The 22,469-nt window shown below is 51.4% G+C and carries 16 protein-coding genes and 1 pseudogene; 6 read left to right on the plus strand and 11 right to left on the minus strand.

The genetic code is table 11. The annotated features are described in order from the left end of the window. Positions 1–8: 8 nt before the first annotated feature. From NDI52_RS23540 to NDI52_RS23555, 4 genes are all read right to left on the minus strand, one after another. The gene (locus tag NDI52_RS23540) at positions 9–848 is read right to left on the minus strand and encodes an alpha/beta hydrolase (protein WP_190771480.1); all 840 of its coding nucleotides are present in this window, start codon (positions 846–848) and stop codon (positions 9–11) included. 361 nt (positions 849–1,209) lie between these two features. Next, on the minus strand, positions 1,210–2,412 hold the full coding sequence (locus tag NDI52_RS23545) for a hypothetical protein (RefSeq protein ID WP_190771481.1): 1,203 nt from the start codon (positions 2,410–2,412) through the stop codon (positions 1,210–1,212). 139 nt (positions 2,413–2,551) lie between these two features. Then, positions 2,552–3,820 (minus strand): DNA double-strand break repair nuclease NurA, encoded by a 1,269-nt coding sequence (locus tag NDI52_RS23550; RefSeq protein WP_190771482.1) that lies wholly within the window; start codon positions 3,818–3,820, stop codon positions 2,552–2,554. A gap of 426 nt (positions 3,821–4,246) precedes the next feature. After that, the gene (locus NDI52_RS23555; protein ID WP_190771483.1) at positions 4,247–5,722 is read right to left on the minus strand and encodes a carotenoid oxygenase family protein; all 1,476 of its coding nucleotides are present in this window, start codon (positions 5,720–5,722) and stop codon (positions 4,247–4,249) included. Here NDI52_RS23555 and NDI52_RS23560 point away from each other — a divergent pair. Beyond that, positions 5,721–5,846, plus strand: a complete 126-nt coding sequence (locus tag NDI52_RS23560; protein WP_277874356.1) for a hypothetical protein — start codon at positions 5,721–5,723, stop codon at positions 5,844–5,846. The two genes, NDI52_RS23555 and NDI52_RS23560, sit on opposite strands and share 2 nt — an antisense overlap. Here NDI52_RS23560 and NDI52_RS23565 read toward each other — a convergent pair. Continuing rightward, positions 5,843–7,288 carry a folate/biopterin family MFS transporter gene (locus tag NDI52_RS23565; RefSeq protein ID WP_190771484.1) on the minus strand — a complete coding sequence of 482 codons (1,446 nt, stop codon included), beginning with the start codon at positions 7,286–7,288 and terminating at the stop codon, positions 5,843–5,845. The two genes, NDI52_RS23560 and NDI52_RS23565, sit on opposite strands and share 4 nt — an antisense overlap. A 243-nt stretch (positions 7,289–7,531) precedes the next feature. Between NDI52_RS23565 and NDI52_RS23570 the strand changes: the two genes are divergently transcribed. Continuing rightward, complete coding sequence (locus tag NDI52_RS23570) at positions 7,532–8,233, plus strand: hypothetical protein (protein WP_199307606.1); 702 nt, start codon at positions 7,532–7,534, stop codon at positions 8,231–8,233. Positions 8,234–8,367: 134 nt separating this feature from the next. Here NDI52_RS23570 and NDI52_RS23575 read toward each other — a convergent pair whose 3' ends face one another. After that, positions 8,368–8,943, minus strand: a complete 576-nt coding sequence (locus tag NDI52_RS23575; RefSeq protein WP_190771485.1) for a hypothetical protein — start codon at positions 8,941–8,943, stop codon at positions 8,368–8,370. 691 nt (positions 8,944–9,634) lie between these two features. Here NDI52_RS23575 and NDI52_RS23580 point away from each other — a divergent pair. Beyond that, a complete protein-coding gene (locus NDI52_RS23580; protein WP_190771486.1) occupies positions 9,635–10,150 on the plus strand; it encodes a 2TM domain-containing protein in 516 nt (171 codons plus the stop codon). Positions 10,151–10,435: 285 nt separating this feature from the next. Here NDI52_RS23580 and NDI52_RS23585 read toward each other — a convergent pair whose 3' ends face one another. Then, positions 10,436–10,558, minus strand: coding sequence for a hypothetical protein (locus NDI52_RS23585; RefSeq protein ID WP_277874838.1), 123 nt, complete (start codon positions 10,556–10,558; stop codon positions 10,436–10,438). Positions 10,559–10,575: 17 nt separating this feature from the next. Between NDI52_RS23585 and NDI52_RS23590 the strand changes: the two genes are divergently transcribed. Both NDI52_RS23590 and NDI52_RS23595 read left to right on the plus strand, forming a co-directional pair. Next, positions 10,576–10,899, plus strand: a complete 324-nt coding sequence (locus NDI52_RS23590; protein WP_347280192.1) for a (2Fe-2S) ferredoxin domain-containing protein — start codon at positions 10,576–10,578, stop codon at positions 10,897–10,899. 31 nt (positions 10,900–10,930) lie between these two features. Then, on the plus strand, positions 10,931–13,696 hold the full coding sequence (locus NDI52_RS23595; RefSeq protein ID WP_190771487.1) for an SMC family ATPase: 2,766 nt from the start codon (positions 10,931–10,933) through the stop codon (positions 13,694–13,696). Between the two features lie 256 nt (positions 13,697–13,952). Here the strand turns inward: NDI52_RS23595 and NDI52_RS23600 are convergent, their stop codons facing one another. The 4 genes and pseudogenes from NDI52_RS23600 to NDI52_RS23615 all read right to left on the minus strand — a co-directional run bounded on the left by NDI52_RS23600 (position 13,953) and on the right by NDI52_RS23615 (position 18,813). Further along, a complete protein-coding gene (locus tag NDI52_RS23600) occupies positions 13,953–14,828 on the minus strand; it encodes a hypothetical protein (RefSeq protein WP_190771488.1) in 876 nt (291 codons plus the stop codon). 33 nt (positions 14,829–14,861) lie between these two features. After that, positions 14,862–15,449, minus strand: a complete 588-nt coding sequence (locus NDI52_RS23605) for a DUF1517 domain-containing protein (RefSeq protein ID WP_190771499.1) — start codon at positions 15,447–15,449, stop codon at positions 14,862–14,864. A gap of 187 nt (positions 15,450–15,636) precedes the next feature. Next, positions 15,637–16,545, minus strand: a pseudogene (locus NDI52_RS23610) (ATP-binding protein); the annotation flags it as partial. Between the two features lie 1,215 nt (positions 16,546–17,760). Further along, the gene (locus NDI52_RS23615; RefSeq protein WP_190771490.1) at positions 17,761–18,813 is read right to left on the minus strand and encodes an oxidoreductase; all 1,053 of its coding nucleotides are present in this window, start codon (positions 18,811–18,813) and stop codon (positions 17,761–17,763) included. 544 nt (positions 18,814–19,357) lie between these two features. Between NDI52_RS23615 and NDI52_RS23620 the strand changes: the two genes are divergently transcribed. Then, a complete protein-coding gene (locus NDI52_RS23620) occupies positions 19,358–22,141 on the plus strand; it encodes an S-layer homology domain-containing protein (RefSeq protein ID WP_190771491.1) in 2,784 nt (927 codons plus the stop codon). Positions 22,142–22,469 lie beyond the last annotated feature (328 nt).

Raw genomic sequence — 22,469 nt, forward strand, 5'->3', positions numbered from 1 at the left:
AATAGCATTTAATGACGGCTTTGCAAAAATGCGTCAATAGCCGCGTTGCAAGAATCTGGCTCCACCAAATGAGGCCAGTGGTTACCCGGCACAGAGGTAATTTGCAATTGCGTCAGATATTGTCGGTAGGGTCTAATTTGCCATGCCTGGCGATTGAGCCCTTGTTCAGGCAGGATGAGCAGCGTAGGAATATTGACCTTCTCTATCAGTCCGGCCCGTTGTAGAGTGTCTTCAAAGACGCCATTACGAGCCGCGATCGCAAACTTACTGCCCCAAGTGCCATCCGGCTTCTGCTCCATCCCTGCCTTGAATACGTCCTGCTGACAAGTGTTCCAGTTGCGATACTGCTTGAGGGTACGAGCGATCGCCTCCGCCTCGTCGTAGTTCTTAAACGGCCCTGTCACCTTCAAAAAGGGCAACGTGCGATAGAACAGTGGGAAAGTTGGACGCAGTAAACTCGGTAGCCGATTCACAAAAAATGGATCAACCAACACTAAACTCTTAATACGTTCTGGATGCTGCCGGGCCCAGATCAACGCGATCTTAGCAGCCCAAGAATGGGCAACCACATGAGCAGCAGGAAGGTGACATTCCGTGACCAACGCTTCGAGGTCAGCGGCGATCGCATCTGAACGGTACTCCGATTCGGGCGGCTTGCTACTTTCGCCATGCCCTCGTAGATCAGGCGCAATACAGTAGAAGCGTTGGCTCAGTTGTTCTGCCAGACGACACCACACCAACGCATGATCCGCCAGGCCATGCAGCAAAAGCACAGGTTCCCCAGTTCCCCATTCCAGATAAGACAAATCCAGCCCAGGAAAATTCAAGCTTTTGCGGTTGGGTTCCATTCGCTCTAGTGCTCTTTGTGCTCACGCTTTACCCTATCCGTTATACCTGGACTGTGGACTAAATCAACGTCAGTTCGCGATAAGCCGAACCGCCCATTATTGCGTGCGCGACGCGCACGCAATAATGGGCTTTTTCGAGTGCCGCGCGAAGCGCGGCACTCGAAAAAGCCCTTAACCCGAACTGAGGTTAAATCAGGTTTTACTGAGCTGAGAAGCTTGCTACGCAAGCTTCTCAGCTCAGTAAAACCCAGAAAGCCCGCCATACAGGGAAGTGCGCTCGCAGAGCGCACTTCCCTGTATGGCGGGCAGAATGAGCCCAAACTCCAGTTATACAGCACTGTGCGGATTGGTTAAGCGTAATTCACGCATCTTCATTGCTGGATTTGGGTTGAATCTGAGCATAGAAAATGCCCAGAAAAACTGCAAATGCATAAATCAACGTGCCAATGCCGTAAGCTGTATTGCCGATCGCATCATCATTTTTGAGTTGCCACAGCATGACGAGGATAAAGTGCCAGTCGTGCAAAACATTTTCACCGCCGAGAAGGGGCAAAGCCTGTTCTTGAGCATCTTTGATGTAAATTGACACATCCCAAAAGTTCTCACCAACCCAACATAAAGCAACGGCTCCGGCATACGATTGGCGCGTGAAGAAGAAGTAACCACTCATGAATGCAGGAACAGCAATTTGCATGGCGGAACCCGCCAGCAGATGAATCAACTGTCCAAACATGCTAAATATCGTATGCCCGGCTTCATGAAAGATGAGATTCACCCCATGAATGAACCCCATCAAGGGGTTCGTACCATTCACAAAATCATCGAAATTGTAATCACGCGCACAAAACAGCCCGTAAAATGCCAGCAAACTAATCAGCGCTAGTTTTGGATAATTAAATTTGAATGTCCATACGGCAGGCGATTTTGGAGCACGAGTTTTTTGGACATTCGCACCCGGTGTCCTTTTTACAGCGGCCACAGCAACGGCCTGGGGTGTAAAAGATGTCATCCACTCAGGTTGGCTAGATTTGGACCTCTGCCCCCGCACTTCAATAACCTGAAAGCGCTGAGTTGACCAGGATGCCAGTTCCCGTTGTAGCAACGTGAGCGCTATCCGCTGATCGGGAAGTGGATCAGCGTGCAAGGTCAAAATCAGGTGCTCATCTTTGAGTTGAACCTGGGTGGTAATTTGCTTGTGGGCAAGCGCTTTGTTGAGAAGTTGGGCGATCGCCCCTTCATCTCCCCATTCGGCCAATCCCTTCAAAAGCCCCCGCTGATGACCGGTAAAGTTCACAATCCAGTCAGGTTCCGCCCCACCCAATTCGCGGGCCATGAGGGTAACCGTCCGAACTCCGGGTATTTGTAGCTTCAACAAACCCCGTACCACAAGCGGCACAAGTTCCTCCTGAGCAGGTGTTGTTGCACTTTCTAGCCCCAGTTTCAGATACCCGTCATCGAACACGACGGTAGTATCGATATGCTGAGCTTGGAGTGCATGATTGAGGAGTTGGGCGATCGCCTCCTCATCCCCCTGCCGGGCCAGTTCCACCAGAGCCGAGGTCATAGCCGTGCCAATTTCTTCAGGAGTTTGCTACTCCCAGCATTCCCCACTCAAAAAGAAATCTTTCGTTTTAACTGGTGCGGCCAAATGGATTGGAAATAAAGGCAGTGCCCTTATCTCCAATCCATGTGGCTCGATTAGCTCAGGCAATACTGCCGCGCTTACGGGCTTCCTTGTAAGAAATGGCCACATTTTTAAGCCCTGCACGAATCATCTGTTGCTCTAACAGGGCGAAGAAACGGGCGCGATCGCCCCCCCGGACTACTGCCTGGTTATGGGCCTCTGCCAGAGCCACAGGATATCCCTGCCCCTTATCGACCTGAGTCATTGTCAGGCTGAGGGCTGCATTGAGCAGTTCTGCATCCTCTGCGACCCAGGCAGGAAACTCAACCCGAGCAATCTCTGAGCCCATGTGGACGTAGCAGAAGTAGGTACGATGGTGATCGTAGTAATCCAAAATTCGAGCGGAACTACGCCAAATTGCACTTCGTTGGCCTGGTTTTAGCACGATGCCCCAGAGGGCTGTGTCGCGCAGAGGTGCAAAGACCTGACAGGGAGCAATGTCCGTTTGACCCGGGCAGTAACTCTGGCAATCCGGCTGATCCTTCGGACAGGTATGAAGCCGCAAAAAGTTAAGCGATTCGCCACTACGAGCTGCACTGAGATAGCCCACCAGAGGCACCCGCAACAGCCGCAATGTTTCCCAGGCATCCAGGATAGGCAGCAAAATGCGATCGCGTGCCTCCGCCGGCAACGGATCAAGAAACCAGTGGGTGAGGGAACCGTCAACCATGGCGAGGGTGGGAGACAGGGAGGCAGGGGGCGGGGGCGATGGCATTGCTTCTGTCTTCTGCCCTCCAGCCCTCTCTTCTACTCTTAGGCTCTCCTGTCTCAGCTCTCTACCTTCCATCTCCGCTGCGGCAAGCTCCGCCAACACCGTTGCTTCAGAAGCCGTCCGACGATAGCCCATCCACTCCTCTGTACTGATGCCCCATTGGCGAGAGCTGTAGAGATCTTCGGGGCGATAGAAAATTTCGGGCAGGCTATCGAGGAGAGGGTGGCGATTTTGACCATAGTGCAGCACAATACGCCCGACATTAATCAGGTAACAGTAGGCGATTTCGTGGTGACTGGGAGCAATTTGTGAACCATCGGTGGCCAGGACAGTATGGTTGGGTGGTGCTGGAGCAAGGGGAATGCAGGTATCCAGAGGTTCTTGAGGAATAGCGGCACTGAAGCCGAGGCGATCGCCCCACATTTGCCGCAGGTTCACCAGTTCGGCCTGCCGTCCTCGGGCTTCTTGTAAAAACTGTTGGGCTCGATCTAGCCGCTGACGGGTAGCCGCGGCTTCATCGTTGAGGTGTTGCCCAATATCTTGCATCTGCCGGGCCAGCTTGACGAGATCCAGCATGGTTCATCCGTATTACTCGCTGTTCAGCAGCATAGCTCAGTTTACGGGTGAAGTACTAGCAATCCCTTCGCCATTTTCTCAAGCCCTTATCGCGCTTTGCGCTTGAATCAGCCACGGTTGTTTTTGTGAGAGCTGCGCGAAGCACGGCTCTCACAAAAACAACCAAGTTCAGGACTTGCGCATTTGTGTTGTAGGTGGGGTGCTTCTCACCCCACCTACAACACAAATACACTACAGATAGCGGGCTTGCGTAAGTCCTGCAAGTTTTAAGCGGTTGAAAAGCGCTGTCAGAATAACAGTAATTCTCCATGGTGAGCTTTAAAGCCTGAAAACCGCTCACCTGGGACGAGCGGTTTTCAGGCTAGATTTGAAGATGAGAATTGCTGGAACAATAGCGAGCCGGTTGATCGGCAACAGCTATTGTATTTACCCGAAGTACTCAGGAGTGAAATTACCATGCAACCCATAAGGAACATGGTGTTTCAGCTTCAGTTTTGCCACGGGCTCTGATAGGTCGCGGGCATCCAAAATCACCAGTTCCGATCGCTCACTATGACCGTTATAAACCAGGGTCAGCAGCCAGCCTTCATCCTCAGCCTTGCTATCGGGGAAGGGAACAAAGACAGGTTCGCTGACATAACCCCAGGGGGCAGCGCTCCAGAGTTGGCGATCGCCCGTCTCAAAGTCAATCTTCAAAATCGCTTGCAGAGGTGCATTTCCCGTAGGGGCATGGGCAGCGCCCATGTAAAGCATTCGGTAAGAACGCCCAACCCGATCGGGGTGGGTCGCGGGAAACTCGCAACAACGCTCTTCCAACAGCTGTCGATTGACAGCACCCGTTTTGGGGTTGATGCGGGAGCGCCACAACTGACCAGGAGCCAGCTCATCAAAGTCCACATCCACAAAGTCCTGATCGGGCTTCAGCTCAGGGAAAAAGCCGTAGCAGATAGAATCCACCACAATTTCTTCACCATCCTCAAAGGCATTGGCGTGATGGAAAACAAAGCCCGCTTCTGTCGGGAAGATCTGCATCGGGCTACCATCCCGAGGTACCACGAGAATATTCGTGGGTTTATCGAGTTGGAAGGTAAGGCATTCTCCAGCACCCTTCATACCTACAGCAAAAGGAAGGGGGTTGAACAGGATGGATGCCTGGAAGAAGATTGCGTGGTTAGGGGTAATGGCGAAGTCGTGCATGAATGCGAAACCGGGGACAGCATGGCGGTGCTGTTCAACAACGGTTCCGGCTTCATCGAGTTCAAACAGGGTGAGAGTAGTGGAAAGCCCAGCTTTGATGGAGAAGTTCACCAAGCGGGGAGCACCCCCAGCGCGATCGCAGACTGGATCAATCCAGGGATGCGCCGAGAAAGAATCTCCCGGCTTTAAGACGCCATCCAGGTACTCCATGCCCAGCGTGTCCAGGGTAGCGGGGTCAAGGCGATGGGGCTCAGCGGCTTCCCAAAGAGCCAGTAGCTTATCGCCCCAATGAATGACGTTGGTATTCGCGATATTCTTCAGGCGGAAGTCGAAAGCGTTAGCCAACCATCCGCCAGGCTTTTGGGTGCCAAACACACCCCGATAAAGAATTTTTTGAGCCTTTTCTTCGGCAATAAACCCTTCTGTACGCACAAAGCGGTTGCGGAAATGAGCTTTGCCGTCCTTAAAGGCGATCGCACAGATCATCCCATCCCCATCGAAGGGATGACGGTAGCGCTGACCGCCTCTCTCTAGCAAACCTGGGCCATTGCGAAACAGCGTACCGTGGAGTTGCAGAGGAATTTCCCCTTCCACTTCATCAATGGTGTAATCAAGCTCCTCGGTGAGGGAGCGATAGCCCGTGCGCCATTCATCGCGGGTATAAGGGTTCTTAGGGGCACTCAGAAAGGGAGTTACGGTTTCCATGGATGTAGCAAGGTTAGGGAGTAAACAGCCGTGTTATGAGGATGGAAAAGTTGCGCTCGTCACAGGGGCGATCGCCGTTAAACGGCAGGCTAAACGTCAAGGGGTTGTCAATCGAAGGACTTAACCTTCGTCACGTTGGCCAACACCTGTCGGAATGCCAGGGCCAAAAGCCAGAGAATTAGCTTCCACCGGGCCATCCGGGTGCAGAGGTGCTACGCCCGACCCCGCCAGCTTCATTTCGTCACCTGAATGAATGGTGTAATTCTCCGAATCCTGTGCTGGAATTAGCCCCAGGAAGGGAAAGGGCAGCAGGGTGGAAAGGTTGGTGAGCACGACCAGCAACCAAAGGTTCGTGAAATTGGATTCGCTGATGTGCAACCAGTGCATCATGCCAGCGCCCAGTTCGTAGGACAGCAACCCAGCCAGGTTTGTTACTGACATTAGCAGGGCAAACAAGGTAGCTTCTACTCCCGGAGGGCAGAGCCGCGCCGCTAATACCAACACCGGCATGTAAGCAATCTGCCCCATGACCGTCAGAATTAAGCTGTCGCCCAGACTGAACCAGTGGTCATCAATACCGAGGGCTCGATTCGCATGGGTCACCAGCAGCAGCATGGTCATTCCCAGAGCCGAAGAAATCACCATCGTCCAGGCAAAGAGCTTGCGGAACGAAACGGCTCGGAAGAACCGTTGGAACGTCCAAATTCCAACCAGCGAGGCGAGGCTGGTGACCAGCCGCACCCGTCCTAAAAACTCCGAGGAGAAGCCGAGCTCGTTGGTAGTGAAGTAGAAGAAGGCTGATTCCGCCGTAGGGGTGGCTTGCCACAGAAAGAGAAAAGTGGTGGGCATCCAGATAGACTTTTGCCGCACAGCTCCCCACAGGCTCTTCACCTGCTCGCGCACAGCCCCCCAATCGCTCCCCCGATCAACCCGTGGCTCTTGGATGGCCCAGGCCACCATGGAAACCAGCAACGGAAAGCTAGCGGTGATCGCAAATAGGGTATTCGGGCTGAACCTTTCTAGTAGAGAGCCGCTGAAATAGGCTGTAATCAGACCGCCCAGGGCAGAGGTTCCCCAGCACAAAGCTTGCAGCGAGCCAGCGTCACTGACGGATTCGGTGCGGGCCCGCTCAACGACGAGGGAATCGACAATGACGTCACTGACGGCGATCGCCAGAGAGCTGAGGGCGATCGCTAACCCAGCCGCCCAGGCAGAATGCACGACCGTTGCCATGGCAATCCAGGCGGCGGAACCCAACAACCCTGACAAGATGAGGTAGGGGCGACGTCGATACCCAAACAGTGGCAAGCCATCCGACAGGAAACCAAACAGCGGCTTCACCATCCAGGGAATTGCGGCTACCCCTAGCAGGGCTGACATCTGGGCCGGTGTTAACCCCAGGTCATCTTTCAAGAAGAAGCTGACGGCCAACCGGGCCAGCCCAAGAATCCCCTGTACGAAGTAGACCAGAAGAATGGCCATCAACTCAGGGGTAGGTTCATTACCGAAGAAAACCCGATTGGTCAGGGAAGTCTTCAGATCCGACAAGCGGAGTGAAGCTGTCATAGAGAGAAGCGACGAAAATGGACAGGCAGTTTCAAAAAGTTTTATTAAGAAATGTAAGACTTTTCACTATGATAGCGCTCTCCCTTAATTGAGCAAGAAAGCCCAGCAGAATGAATTGTTTCAATCAGGACTTACGTATTTGTGTTGTAGGTGGGGACTTTGCACCTTACCTACAACACAAATACGCTAGCTATAGCGGACTTGCGTAAGTCCTGCCGAATTAAGCCCGGTTGAATCAGGTAGATGGAAGTCATCTATTGTGCTTCCTCCCTCCATCGGACAAAACGGGCCAACATCAGGGCTGTCATAGGTGCATTGAAATTATTCGAGAGAATTCGCTACGACTATAGGGAGAAACACCGCAAAGACAACGAAACAAGCAACGATCGCCTTATTGCTAAGCCTATGATGCCCCGATTCTTTTCGAACCCTCTTCCTGGCACTGCCATTGTGGCTCTGAGCAGTCTTGCGTTCCTGATGGGCGGCTGTGATACCACGACCACTGACCAGTATCAGGCATCTGCCATTGTGACGTACACCTGGCAGGTGGACTACATACGCCAGGGTGGAGGGAGCGATCGCCCACCCCGTATCGAAAAATTTGCCTCCACATCCCTGGAGAATAAGAATGGGCAGCGGCCTGAGAATGCCGTCACTGGCCCCGATGACAAAGGGCTCTGGTGGCCCGACTCACCCCCACGGCCTACGGTGGACGAGATGGAAGATCGGAAAAAGAATCAAGAAATCATTGGCGATCCGCGTCTACAGAAGAACGTGGAATATCAAATCACCTACCGAGTGCCAGGAGAAGCCAACCGTACTTTGCCCACTCGCTACGATGTCTACCGCCAAGTGGTCAAGGCTTACGAAGAGCGCGTTCCCCTGGAATTTGTCACGGATGCGAACGAATCAATCGTGACTCAAGCGAAACGAATCTCGAAGTAATATGACCTCCCGTTGAAGAACCCTAATATGCAGGGGTGTGGCTCATCACTGCGTATTGATATGACGGCTCAAAAGCCAAGACACCCGGTGTTTTTCGAAACACCGGGTGTCTATCAAACGAAGCACCAAATTGCTTAGTCGATATAGCCCATCAGCAATTCGCCGTCTTCCAGTTCATTGTCTGCAATGGGGCGACCACCGGGTAGCAGGGGGGCATCCATTAGACGAGCATCGCTGGCGAAGATGGGGCGACCGCCAGGCAGGGTTAGATCATCCCGAATCACGATTTCGCTGGTGAAGATAGGACGGCCACCGGGGATGGTGGTGTCAGCAACCTGAATGTGGCTAGCCTGAATGGGGCGATCGTTGAGGATGGTTCCGAAAATTTCCATATGGCTAGCAGCAATAGGACGAACACCCGCAACAGAAATGCTTTCCGCTACTTCAATCTGGCCAGGGCCAACAGGACGGTTCCAGATTGAACCGGACGGTTGCATTTCAGCATTTTTAGCGACGGCTAGAGCCGATGTTTCCTTCGCTTCAGTCTTGGTCACGGTTTCCTCCGGAGTGGGTGATGGTGCTTTGGTTGCAGGTGCTCCTGATGAGCCATTTGAATGATTAGCTTCTGTTTTTGTCTCGGCCACAGTCTCCTCCTTTGCAGCAGTTTTCGAGCTGCGCGCCCGTCGTCTGCTGGTTTCAGCGCCTTCCATGGGTCGCTCCCTCGTGCGTTTTCAAAACGGAACCTCCGGCGCACTTACACGAGCACCGAGAAGTCAGAATATCCCAACTGCCAGTTATCACAAGCGCTTATAAATCAGCCGGATGGCTTTTGATTAAATACAGGCCCAACAAGGGCCAGAGTGATCTGATTATACGGGCAAACTGGCTAGCGTAAATTTCGGGCAGGGGTTGAATTTACCTGATTTTTTTAATAACTAATTCCAATATCTTGAATCAGTTCAAGGTATCTAACCTCGATTCGGGATAAAACCAAGTGCCCATTTTGGCAGACGATCTGTGCAATCAAAATAGGCTTTTTCGAGGGGCGTTCAAGGCATGCCCCTCGAAAAAGCCCTGAACTCGACTCAGGTTATCTAGGAGGCTTATGAAATCTGTTAGGATAGCGCACTCATGCGATGTGCAGCAGTTTTTAACCCGCTACATATTGCATCAGCACGCAAAGCTAGCCTCTTAAAGCTTCCTTAAAATAAATTTATTCTTGATTGCATTTTGTAACTTTTATGCCGTGGGAATTTTGTTAAGACACAGGTATACCGCGTCTGTGCCCTAACAGAATGAATATATTGGCTGCCTAATTAGTACAGGAATCCGCACTCAACCGCTCTGTCGGGTCGGGCAGACTTTGCGTATAACAGAGGATAAGGATAAGAGTGGATAGCCATGCAAAAGGTCGAACAGGAAGTGATTGTGGAACCCTCGCGTCAGTTCTACAGCCAGGAGGAAGTGCACGAGATTTTGGAATTGGCGATCGCCCGTCAGGCAGAGAATGCCAATCAGACCGAACTGACCCGTGCCCAACTGCTCGAAATTGCTGAAGATATGGGCATTCCCATCACCGAACTGACCGTGGCTGAGCGTGACTGGGAGATTAACAAAGGGGAATCTCGCGAACGGCAAGCATTTGACCAGTTTCGGCGCGATCGCTTCCGCCACCGCTTTGTCCGTTATTTAATTGTGAATGGAGCACTTGGAGGCATTGCCCTGCTCAGTACAGGTAGCCCGCTGGGAGTGCCGTTGATCGCCTTGTTCTGGGGTATGTTCGTGGCCCTGGATGCATGGAATACGTTTTGGTCTCAGGGGAGCGATCGCTACGAGCGCGCTTTTGAGAAATGGCGGCGGCGCAAGCTCTGGCGGCGCACAATCAACAATTTTATGGAACGGCTGATGCCTCGTTAAGGCAGTTTGACGTGAGAACCGCTTGTGATAGCACAGCATTAGCAGGGCTTGATGCAGTGTGAAAACTTTTTGCTGCCTGCTGAGCTCAAACAGAGCAGATGAGAAGCAGCTCGCGCATTTGAAATGAGACCCTCCTGTGTGAATCGTTGCGCGGCTTCGCCGCGCAACGATTCACACCCTCAAAAACTGATTCATGCACGAGATCTAGTGAACTTGTTAAGCTGAAGGTTGTCCAATTCCTTTACAAACCGGACACTCATTTTTGCGCGCCGTTGCCCGGTGGGTCTACTCTACACCTCCTGGAACGCCCCGTTGAAAGGTTTGCTCAACCGACAGGGTGTCTGAATTGAATGATGATCCGGCCCGACGCTGGTCTGCTGGGGCGACATTCAACTCATCGTGTTCCACCTTATTCCTCCACACTTGTGCCTGAGTCTTCTTCCCCAAAACGACGCTTAGTCGTTGTTTGCCAAAACCGTTCCTGCCTCCGCAGTGGCTCCGATGCTGTGCTGGCCGCCTTGCAAGCTGCGGCCCCGTCTGGTACATTTGTTCAGGCGACGGGTTGTTTGGGGCAATGTGGTGCTGGGCCAATGGTGCTGGTCAATCCCGATGGCATCTGGTATTGCCAGGTGGATGTCGCCGATGTGCCCGAGATCGTATCGGAGCATTTTGAGGGCGATCGCCCTGTTCAACGGCGATTGCACCCCCGATTTCACCCGCGTTTCGATGCCTCCAGCTATAATTCCTGAGCCTGCCTTCTGACCCTTTCCTGCCGCGTCCATGCAGATTCTCTCCGTCACGCTTCAGAACTTCAAGGCGCACCGCGATCGCTTCATTGCGTTCCAGCCCGGAACGAATGCTATTTGTGGAGAAAATGGAGCCGGAAAGACCAGCATTTTGGAGGCAATCGCCTGGACGCTGTTCAATCATCGGGGCAATTATCGAACCGAAGATCTGATTCGCAACGGAACGGGTAGCGCGCAGGCCCGCGTTGCCTTCATCTCCAGCCGTGATGGTCGGACCTATGAGGTAGAACGTTGCACCTCCAAGGGGTACACCCTGTATGACCCGCAATTGGGTCAGCGATTGGAGTATCACAAGATCGAAGAGGACGTGTTGCCCTGGCTGCGAGAGCACATGGGTGTTGCACCGGGTACTGACCTGGCGCGGCTGTTTGCCAACACGATTGGCGTTCCTCAAGGAACTTTTACAGCAGACTTTTTGAAAGCTCCCGAAGACCGCAAAAAGGTGTTTGACAGCATCCTCAAGGTAGAGGAGTACAAGCAAGTCAACCAGGAAATGTTGAGCCTGGAAAAGTATGCCAGAGCCCGGGTCGATGAACTGGAGCAGGCGATCGCCCGCTATGACACCGAGCTTCAAGCGCTGGAACCGATCCAGACCCGTGTAACAACTCTGCGCGAAGAGTTAGCGGCAAATGAAGCAACCCTGGCTCAGTTGCAGGCAGAATTGGCCGGGTTACGTCAACAGCACGACCATCTGAGTGCACAAGCAGCACAGGTGCAAGCACTCGTGGCTCAGCAGCAGCAAATGGCGGCGCAGATGGAAGGGAAACGCCAGGCGATCGCTCTCTTAGAAACGGCTGTCAAAGACACGAAACTTCGCATTCAGCAATGTGAGGCAAGCCGTGCTGACTACTTAGCCTACGGGGAGCTGCAACAGACTATCCAGCACCTCGACCAGCAGTTGCAGGAACGCAGCAAGATCCAGCGACAACGAGATTCCTTCCAAAAGCAGTTGGCTACACAAAATGCCGAGATTGCACGGCTTGCCTCCCGTATGGAGCAACTTGCCCGCTACGCCGAAGAACTGGAAACCTTACAACCCTACGTAGCCCAGCAAACCCGTCTGGAGCAACAGCAGGAAGCCCTGGCAGTTGCCCTGCAAGAAGTGGGCGCTGCTCGAGCAGAAATGGATGCCCTCACCCGCCAGTTGACCAAACTCCAGAACCAGCAGAAACGGCTGAGCCAGGATGTAGGGCGGCTACAAACCCTGGCTCCCCAGGTACAACGGATTGCCGGGTTGGAACAACGGCGCGATCGCCTGCAATCCCAACTCAGCCGCATTGAGGCAGCCCGACAATTTGAAGCCGAACTACGACAACTCGTAATGGAAGGGGAGGGGCGGCGCGATCGCCATCAAATTCAGGTCAAGCAAGCCCAGGCAATTCTAAAGCAGATTCAGCAGTCAGTGCCACTACTGTCTTCCGCGTCTGTCGAGTCAGCTCTAGAGGCGGTGCAGGCGGGTGTTGAGTTAAATACTGAATTGCTAGATACCCTGCACGAAATTCTAGTGGACCTGGCTCAGCAGATTAATGTGGAACACCTCAACCACGAGTTGCACAGCCTGGGGCAACAGATCACGATCGCTCGTCAGCAGGCTGCCGATTACAGCACTCTTCCCCAAAAATCCTCCGATTTAGTTCAACTAACCCAGGAAGTCGGCCACCTCAAAAATCAATTGGAGGGGTTACAAGCCTCCTTAGAGGAGGAAAAGATGCTGCAGGGGCAACAGGCGCAACTGGTGGCGAACCTTAAGCAGTTAAATAACCCGAGAGGCCGCTGTAGCTTGTTGGCCGATGAATTGAAGCAGCAGTCAATGCTGAAAACCCAGCAGGCAATCGCCACGGAAAAAATCACATCCCTCTCCACCGCATTAACAGAGCTAGAATCCCAACTCCAACGCTTCACAGATCTGGAACAGCATCTCACCCAACAGCGGGCCAAGCTCCAGAAACACCAGGAGGGTTATCTGGCCTATCGGCAGAATGAACCTGCGATCGCCCAACTGCCTCACCAAGAGGCCGATCTGCAAAACGCCATTGCCACCCTGCAAACCTTAGAAGTGCACTATGCCGAGTTAAAGCAGGAGAGCGATCGCCTCGCGGTTGGCTTCGACCCTCTGGCCCTCAAGACTGTGGAGGCTCTCTACGCTGAAACCCAACGAAAGGCTGACCAGATCAGCGGAGCCTTGCCGCCCCAACGCACCCTGATTGCCGAGTTAGAAGATCAACTCAAAAAGCTTCAGGAGATCCAGGCAAGACGGGATTTGACTCGCAAAGACCTGAAGCAACGGGAGCAGAACCACAAGTTCATTCGATTCGCCCGCAAAGCTTATAAGGAAGCTGGCCCTCGCATTACCGAACGCTACTTGCAAAGTATTTCCCGGGAAGCCGATCGCCTGTTCCGCGAGTTGCTAAATCGCCCTAATGTAGCTCTGGAATGGACACGTGAGTATGAGATTCGCGTACAGGAAGCTCAACATACCCGCCGATTTACAAATCTCTCCGGTGGCGAGCAGATGTGTGCAGCCCTGGCAGTGCGGCTCGCTCTACTGCGGGTATTAGCAGACATTGATGTAGCGTTCTTTGATGAGCCGACGACGAATATGGACCGACAGAGACGAGTGAGTCTGGCAGAGGCGATCGCTAATATCAAATCCTTCCAACAAATTTTCGTCATCAGCCACGACGACACCTTCGAAAGCGTCACCGAAAACGTCATTGTTCTGAAACGAGAAGCATCCTAATCGTTACTCGATCTTAAAAGCTAAAACGCCCTTATTAAGGGCGTTTTAGCTTTATCAGGACTTACGCGTGTATGTTGTGAATGGTGTACGAAGCACGCCGCTCACAACACAATGCACTAGTACGCTGAGGCGGAAATCCATCACCCATGTTTTTGTGTAGGGTGCTTCCCACCCTACACAAAAACATGGGTTGCGAACTTAGGCCGCAGCCTGCTAGGTACAGTAGACGCGCGTGAACCCCAGTTATGTAAAGAGCTTAGCGGCGTCTTCTACCACCACGGAAGCTAGGACGCGGAGCCGATCGGCGGGAACCGGAACCGGAGCCGAAGGAGGGCCGATTCCGCTCGGCCTGGCGGTTGTTACGACGCAAGTTGCTGTTGCCAACACCACTACCTGAAGGACGGTTACGGTTAGTCCGCGAGCCAGTACCCACGCTGGGAGTGCGGGAGGTGCCAACAGTCGAGCGCAGTCGCCCACTTGTACGCAATTGGCGGTTCCGATATTCAGCAGGGGGTGCCTGGTAGCGGGACTGATAACGCGAAACGGCTTCGTTGTAGTTGCGGCCATAACCGCCATAACCCACCAGGGCTACACCCGGCCGATAAACCGGCGGCATGTAGTACTGTGGCCGGAAAAGTAAGCTGCCGATCGCCTGTCCTGCTAGTGCTCCAGCAAACGGAGACCAGAAGCTTGGCTCTCGGCGAACAATGACAACTTCTTCCTGCCCAGTTTGAGAATTAGTTTGGGTTTCGGTGACGTTGTGAACGTATTCAATCCGAAAATCTGATGTTAGATACAGCGCAGGTTGCCCATTCTCGACCCGCAGTTCACTGGATTTGCCAGCGGAAATTTCTTCATCTGTCAGCCGGGCCAAGGGTAAGTTTTCGCTACGAAACATGGACTGTCCAGGCTGCGTATTCAGTAACACCAGAGTATACTCACCGGTGCTGTCATCATAGGTGGCCTGCTGCAAAGGGTAAGTACCATCCGCAATAGAGTTAGTAGGAGCAGGTGCTGTTGTTTGCTCCTGCGGCGGTTGTGCCGTGGGATAAGTATCAACGGTCGAGCAGGCGACAGAAGTCCATAGGAGAGACAGCGCCATTAAGGAAGCAGAGAGTTTACGTATCATCATGGTTAGGGGGAAAAGCGTGATGAATCAGAAAAATTAGAGTGGAATGAGCTCAGGGAAGTTTTCAATCAGTTGATCAGATGTCAGTTCATCCCCTAATTGCGCTGGAGAAAAATGGATCTGAATTGCCCTTAAAACTCCCCGGTAGTGCAGATTGATGAGAGCTTTCAAACCAGCCTTTAGAGCGGTGATGTCGGCCAGATTGTCTTCTAATTCAGGGACTTCGCCCTCTAAAGCGACGGCAATCATAACAACTACATTCTGCGTCACCGGAATTGCGAAATCTTCCTGGCCATCGGAGAGGAAATCTGTCGCACTACCATACCGTGTGGCCGAATCAGTAAAGAGTTCTTCCACATAATCTCCGGCTTCGCCCTCGTCCCAAAGAACGTCGCCTTCGTTGGCGGCTGAGCGCCAAAAGGTCTCATATTCCAGCAGGCTTTCACAAACTCGCACGAGTTGCTCACCCAACACGCGCATATCGCCTTCTGCGTCGATCGCCTCCTGCCCCGCCTGATTGAGCACGCCCAACAGAGGTGCAACTTCTCGACCCGCAAGATGTATAAAAATACGACACACGACAAAACGTGTCTGCCCTGTGAACTGATTGAAGCGATCGCGCAAACTCATAGCGATTCAAGTTGCCTAAATAAAGCGCACAACTTTAAATTTTAAAGAGTGGAGTGGGCGATCGCCTTAAGCTAAAGGGCGATTAATGGTGTGATTTCCGTAATGGTTTAGGTAGAGATTTATTCTCTTCCTCCGGGCTTGGAAGTTCGACGTCTTTGAAACACGCCTTGAGAAGTAATTCCTAGCTTTTTACTGGAACCTTTTGCAGCTTGGGAATCTGGATAATGAACTCCGTGCCTCCACCTTGTGTAGCGGCACACTCTAGTTTGCCATTATGTTTTTCAGTAATGATTTGATGGCTGATAGACATCCCGATACCAGTTCCCTTTCCTACAGGTTTTGTAGTGAAGAATGGATCGAAAATGTATTTGCGCACCGATTCAGTCATTCCTATTCCATTGTCAGCAACCGCGATTTGAATCCCTTCTGAACCATTCATTGAAGTGCGAATGGTAATGCATCCGGGGTTTTCTTTATTTTCCTGGTGTGTCCGTTTAGCACTTAGTTCTTCCAATGCATCAATAGCATTTGCCAGGATATTCATAAACACCTGGTTGAGCTGTCCGGCGTAACACTCAACTAAAGGTAAATGTGCATAGTCTCGAATCACTTCAATCTCTGGACGTTCGGGTTTTGCTTTCAAACGATGTTGCAGAATTAGCAAAGTACTGTCGATGCCTTGATGAACATCAACTGCTTTGAACTCCGATTCATCCATCCGGGAAAAGTTACGCAGCGATAAAACGATATGACGGATGCGATCGGTACCTACCTTCATGGAATCTAGCATTCTGGGTAAATCGTCCTGTAAGAATTCCAGATCTAGTTCTTCTTCAGTAGCTTGAATTTCAGCAGAAGGATTGGGATAGGCGGCCTGATAACATTCCACCAAACGCATCAAATCACAGGCGTACTCCTGCACATAGATTAGATTACCGTGGATGAAATTTACGGGGTTATTGATCTCATGGGCAACTCCAGCCACCAGTTGGCCCAGGCTAGACATTTTTTCTGCTTGAATGAGCTGAGACTGGGTTTGCTCTAACTCCTTAAAGCTCTGAATGATTTCGACTTGAGCCTGTTGAAGTTGTTGGTTCTTCTGAGCTAATTCCTGAGATTGGCCTTCTATTCGATGCGCTTGCTTAAAACGCTTACCAATGAGTGAAGCAATGATGCCTGCGAACGTAATTCCCAGCAAAGTACTGATGATGACCAGTACTTTTAAGTTAAACAATGCGCTTCTTAAAGCTTGAGAATGGTTGTCTAATAATTGCTCTTGACGAGAGTTAAAGTCACTATAGTTACGATCTACCTCATTCATGCGGACAAGAGGTATCTGGGCAGTTGCCTCTTCAATACGTTGCTGTTTAAGTAGTTCAAAAACCTCTCGGGCAAGCTGATCATGCAGCTCTCCCTCAGCGATAATATGCAGCAAACGCTCTCGCTGTTGAGGCTCTTCCACGGTAGTTTTCAGGAAATCAGCTTCTTCCTGAAAAGCCACAAACCCTTCATTATAAGATTGTAAATAGCTTGAATCTTGAGGGAAGAGTACTTGCCCCCGAACATTTCTCACCATCCTTGAGAGACCATAGATCATCTCGTTCATGGCTTGTATAGTCGATTGCTCCGATTGAGCTGCCTCCGATAGCTTTGTTACCCGCTCAACCGTTGTGTAAACGGCGATCGCCGATATACCTGACAAAAGAACCGGAATTGCATAGAAGGTCAACAATTTATAACCGAACTTAAACCGCCGTGCCACGCTCTAGCCTGTCTACAAGTTGTAATAATGTTGATTTTCCTTGAGTATTCCCGTGAATCCAGCACGAATCACTACCAGATAATATTTAGTATTTTCAGTTTCGAATATTAATATCACGGCGTGTTAACTATTGATCATTACTTATACCGTTTTTATATGAAGCTGCACAGAATGAGAGTTGGGGCGGGTACCCGCCGCAACTCTCATTCTGTGCAGCTTCACATTGATTTGGTATTACAGTAAAAAGTAGTGTAATACTTTGCGTCACTTTTCAGCACAATTATTTAACCTTGCTTGATACAGAAGTATATTTCTCAACAGAAGCCTCAAGGAAACTAATAATTCATCTCAAATTATTTAAGTAGTTAAAATTGGGTTGTGCAACAGCGTTTTGCGTCATCGTTTACTGTAGTAATTCAAAGGATTTCACATCGTATGGCGATGGCTAGTCGAGGATTACTGTACATAAAGCGAACATAGCCAAAGCTCATTTCTGATACTTCTCGTTGTAGCGTATAACGGTTAGCAGTCACAAAGATTCTGTTACCAGGTGCAGGGAACGGTGCGTTTTTCCTCATTGCTCTGGACCGCAAGTTCGATAATACGAATAGTATCTCTTGCTTCTTCAGGTTCAACAGCCAGTTCAGCTCTCCCACTCATAGCATGCACCAGGTTTTCATAGTAGGCCTGATAGCATCCAGGAAGGGTTTCGATATGTCCTTCAAAGTGCAGGCCCTGAATCTGAGTGATGAGGTTTCCCCAGTGCTCCTTCGGTTCTGTACCCCAATCGACTTCTAAAGGGGTATGGCCTTGTTTCAACGCGTTTTCTTGAGGGTCATAGCCATATTTAATAAATGACCCCTCTGTACCATGCAGAATAAACCGTGGACAAGGCTCTCGCACGAGCATTCCCGCCTTCAGGGTGACCTTTAGCTGGTCATAATGCAGGATTAACTCAAAATTATCATCTGCACTCCCTCCATCCCGCTGTACACGAATGTCTGCAGTAACCATGCTGGGCAAACCAAACAACACTTGAGCCTGATCAATTAGGTGGGAGCCAAGGTCAAACAGGATGCCGCTTCCTTCCCCGCTCTTTTCCTTCCAGGCGTTAGGTCTTATATAATTTCTAAAACGATCAAAGTGAGATTCATACTCGACTAAACGGCCTAAGAGTTTATTCTCTAACAACCTCTTGACAGTTAGGAAATCCCCATCCCATCGTCGATTGTGATTAACGCTGATAATTTTGCCTTGCTGACGAGCTAGTTTAATGAGCACCTGTGCCTGCTTTGAGCTAGCTGTGAAAGGCTTTTCAACAACCACATGTTTCCCGGCTAGTAAGGATTTTTGAGCTAGATCAAAATGTGATGCATTGGGCGTTGTAATTACTACCACATCGATCGCGCTATCTTCTAGAAGAGTTTCAATGTGGCGAACGACCTCAACATCGGGATAGCGAGTTTGAGATTCATTACTGTGCCTTTCAACAACGGTTTTCAGACGAAGCTCTGGCACCGCTTGAATCAGAGGCGCATGAAAGACACGAGCCGCACTCCCATAGCCAACCAAACCTACATTGATTTCCTTGCCCATGGTGCACCGACCTAAAAAATCATTCTTTCCCCACAGTAGAGTGAGTCATTAAAAATTGAATCTCCGTTTTGACAGGAAATTCCATACTCACACCTTGTACTTTACTAAAAACCAAAAACCGGGTTTTCCCATTGTGATGGCGACGCGCCACAACGGGAGAATCTCATTTTTAGAGAGTTTCATTTTTTGCCCTGTACTAAGAGTATTTCTACAGGATCAGGACTTACGCAAGTCCGCTATATCTAGAGCATTTATGTTGTAGCTGGGGTGCTTCGCACCCCAGCTACAACATAAATGCATAAGTCCTGATGATTTGTGAAATGTTTTTGAGAGGGGTCGGTATACCCACTCCTCTCAAAAAACATTTCGGATGCCTAGTATTGCCTCAAAACCAGCCCCTGATTTTGCGACCCCAACCCTATATCGCAATTCAGACCTGAGTTCTGAGGGCACGATGTGAAGAAAGCTATATGAAGTAACCGCCCCATTCTGAAAGTCCTGTGGCATCATGCCAGAGGAACGGAGTCATCATTTTTGGATTGCTATGGTTCAGGCTACTGTTACCCAAACTCTGTACGTTAACCCGGTCAGCGGCGATGATCGCGGCAGTGGAAGCCAGTCAGCTCCCTACAAGACCCTCACCCGAGCGTTACGGCGGGCAACTTCAGGCACGTTGATTCGACTGGTGCCGGGACGCTATGGGGCAGCTAACGGTGAAACGTTTCCTCTGGAACTTGGAGCGGGAGTGCAAATCTTTGGCGAACTTGCCAACCGGGGCCAGAGCGTCGTGTTTGAAGGCGGCGGCGACTTCCTCAGCCCCATCTTTGCACGGCAGAATACTGCCCTCCGGATGGGAAATGGGGCAACAGTGCAGGGAATTACAGTGACAAATCGCAATCCTCGTGGCACTGGAATTTGGGTAGAAGACGGGGCGGGGGCGATCGCCAACTGCACCTTCCTTAACTGCGGTCGCGAAGGCATCCTCACTACAGGCAACGCCAACGTAAGCATCACTGACAGTACCTTTCAAGGGAATGCAGCCAGTGGGATTTCCCTCACCCGCAACAGCAAAGGAGAACTTCGCCGCAACCTGTTTCAGCAGACCGGCTATGGCATTGCCATTAGTGACACTGCAGCTCCGCTACTAACAGAAAACCGTGTTATCAACAACCGGGCTGGCATCGTCATTTCTGGCTCAGCTCGACCCGTATTGCGGAATAATCAGGTAGAGGGAAACCAGGCTGATGGCCTCGTTGTCATGAACAACGCGGTCCCAGATTTAGGACAACCTCAAGATCCCGCAGGCAATATTTTCCGTCGGAATGGCGAATCAGATGTTCGTAATGCCAGTGCGGCTCCATTGCTATCGGTCGGAAACGACCTCAGCCCTACTCGCGTTAACGTTAACATCAGTGGCAGTAGCCAGGGAGTTGAATTTCAGGCTAGCGAAGTCAACGAGCAAATCCGTACCGTGATTCCCCGCCCGGTTCCGGCTCCCCCGACCGAACAACCACCCGTAACGCCACCCCCACCGACCACCCCTCCACCTACCCAGCCTTCTCCAGGTACCCTGCCTGACGTCGTTGGGCACTGGGCTGAGCCCTTCATCCGAGCCCTGGTAGAACGGAGCCTGATTGGGGGTTACCCCGATGGCACCTTTAAACCCGAAATCAGCATCAACCGAGCACAGTATGCCGCTCTGATTGCACGTGCTTTCACCTTACCCGATCGCCGTTCCAGCTCCAGTTTTGTGGATGTGCCTGCCAACTTCTGGGCGGCGGAGGCGATCGCTAAGGCCGAGGCCATGGGTTTCATTGTTGGATTTCCCGATGGCACCTTCCGGCCCACCCAAAATCTCACCCGTGTGCAAGCCACCGTTTCCCTGGTCGGCGGATTAGAGCTGAGCGGTAGCACTCCCGAAACTCTGAATGTATATCGCGATCGCGCCGAAATTCCGACTTACGCGACAGTACCTGTGGCGATCGCCACGCAAAAACGTCTGGTCGTGAATCATCCTGACCCCAGCCGCTTTGAACCGCTAATCGACATCACTCGCGCGGAAATTGCAGTGATGATTTACCAGGCTTTGGTGGCAACGGGAAAGGCCCGGGCAATCGGTTCACCCTACATAGTCATGCCGAGCGCCGCCGCTGTTTCCTTTTCAGATGTTCGCAGCCACTGGGGCGAAGACTTCGTGCGGGGTTTGGCCAGCCAGGGTTTCATTAGCGGCTTTGAAGATGGTCGCTTTCAGCCGGATGGCCCAATTACGAGGGCACAGTATGCAGCCATCATGGTCAATGCTTTCAATCCGGTCCCAGAACGGGCTGTGATGCCATTCAGCGATGTCCCCGAAAATCACTGGGCGGCGACAGCAATTCAACGAGCCTACCGAGGACGGCTACTTTCAGGCAACGCCGATGGCACCTTCCGGCCTGACCAAAACATCCTCCGAATTGAGGTCATCCTATCTCTGGTGAATGGCTTGAAGCTGCCTACCGGCGCTCCTACACTGGTCGAGCGATATCGCGATCGCGACACCATTCCTTCCGTTGCCCATACCTCCGTTGCCAGCGCCACTGCCAACAACCTGGTGGTTAGCTACCCTGATGTGACACAGCTCAATCCCACAAGGGCAGCCACCCGCGCCGAGGTTTCAGCCATGGTATATCAAGCCCTGGTGTACTGGGGGCGATCGCCTGCCATCCCCTCACCTTACATCGTTACACCAACTACCACTCCGCCCGATTCGGGTACCCCGACCTCATCATCGGACACTACGCCGCTAATCGTGATCGATCCTGGCCATGGGGGTACGGATACAGGCTCCATCGGCCTGAACTATTTGCTTGAAAAAAACGTGAATCTAGCAATTGCGCTTGAAACCGCTCGCATTCTTCAAGAATTCAAATTCCGAGTGTTGCTAACCCGAAAGGATGATCGTGTGCTCGCATTGGAGGAGCGAGTAGCGATCGCAGAACAGGCTAAGGCTGATCTATTCATCAGCATTCATGCCAACTCAGCGGGCAGTGATCACCCCGAGGTCAATGGGACTGAAACCTATCACTATCCCAATTCTACCGAAGGTGCTGAGTTGGCCCAGTCGATTCACAACAATATTACACAGGCGATAGAGACAACGAATCGAGGTGTAAAGACAGCCAATTTTTTAGTGTTAAGGCAAACCACAATGCCAGCGGTGTTGGTAGAAACCGGGTTTGTGACGGGGGCAGCGGATGCCCCACGACTGGCAAATCCTACGTTTCAGAATACAGTGGCACGGGCGATCGCCGTCGGAGCGTTCCAATTTCTAGAAGACCCCGTTGGGTAGCACAGCCTTAGCAAACGGCTGTATCCCGATTGTATAAGTGCGTTTGGCATTACCTATCGGGCTCTCACAACTGGGGTGCAGCCTAATAATTGTGCGTAAAAATTCTGAATATTGGAATATTCAAGTTGATAGAATGCCAATTTCTACTGATAAATTCCTTATTTTTTTAGAGTAAGTGCTGCCATTTTTCTTAAAGTCTTTAACTCAAGATACTAGAGAAATATAAAATCCAAAATATTGCTTGAACAAGCTATGACACACTAAAGCAATAAATTAACGCCCGTAAAAACACATACTATTTGCATTTTCAAGTTACTAAAATGCCTGA

This window comes from Leptolyngbya sp. PL-A3 (assembly GCF_039962325.1).
Taxonomy (GTDB): Bacteria; Cyanobacteriota; Cyanobacteriia; order Elainellales; family Elainellaceae; genus Vacuolonema.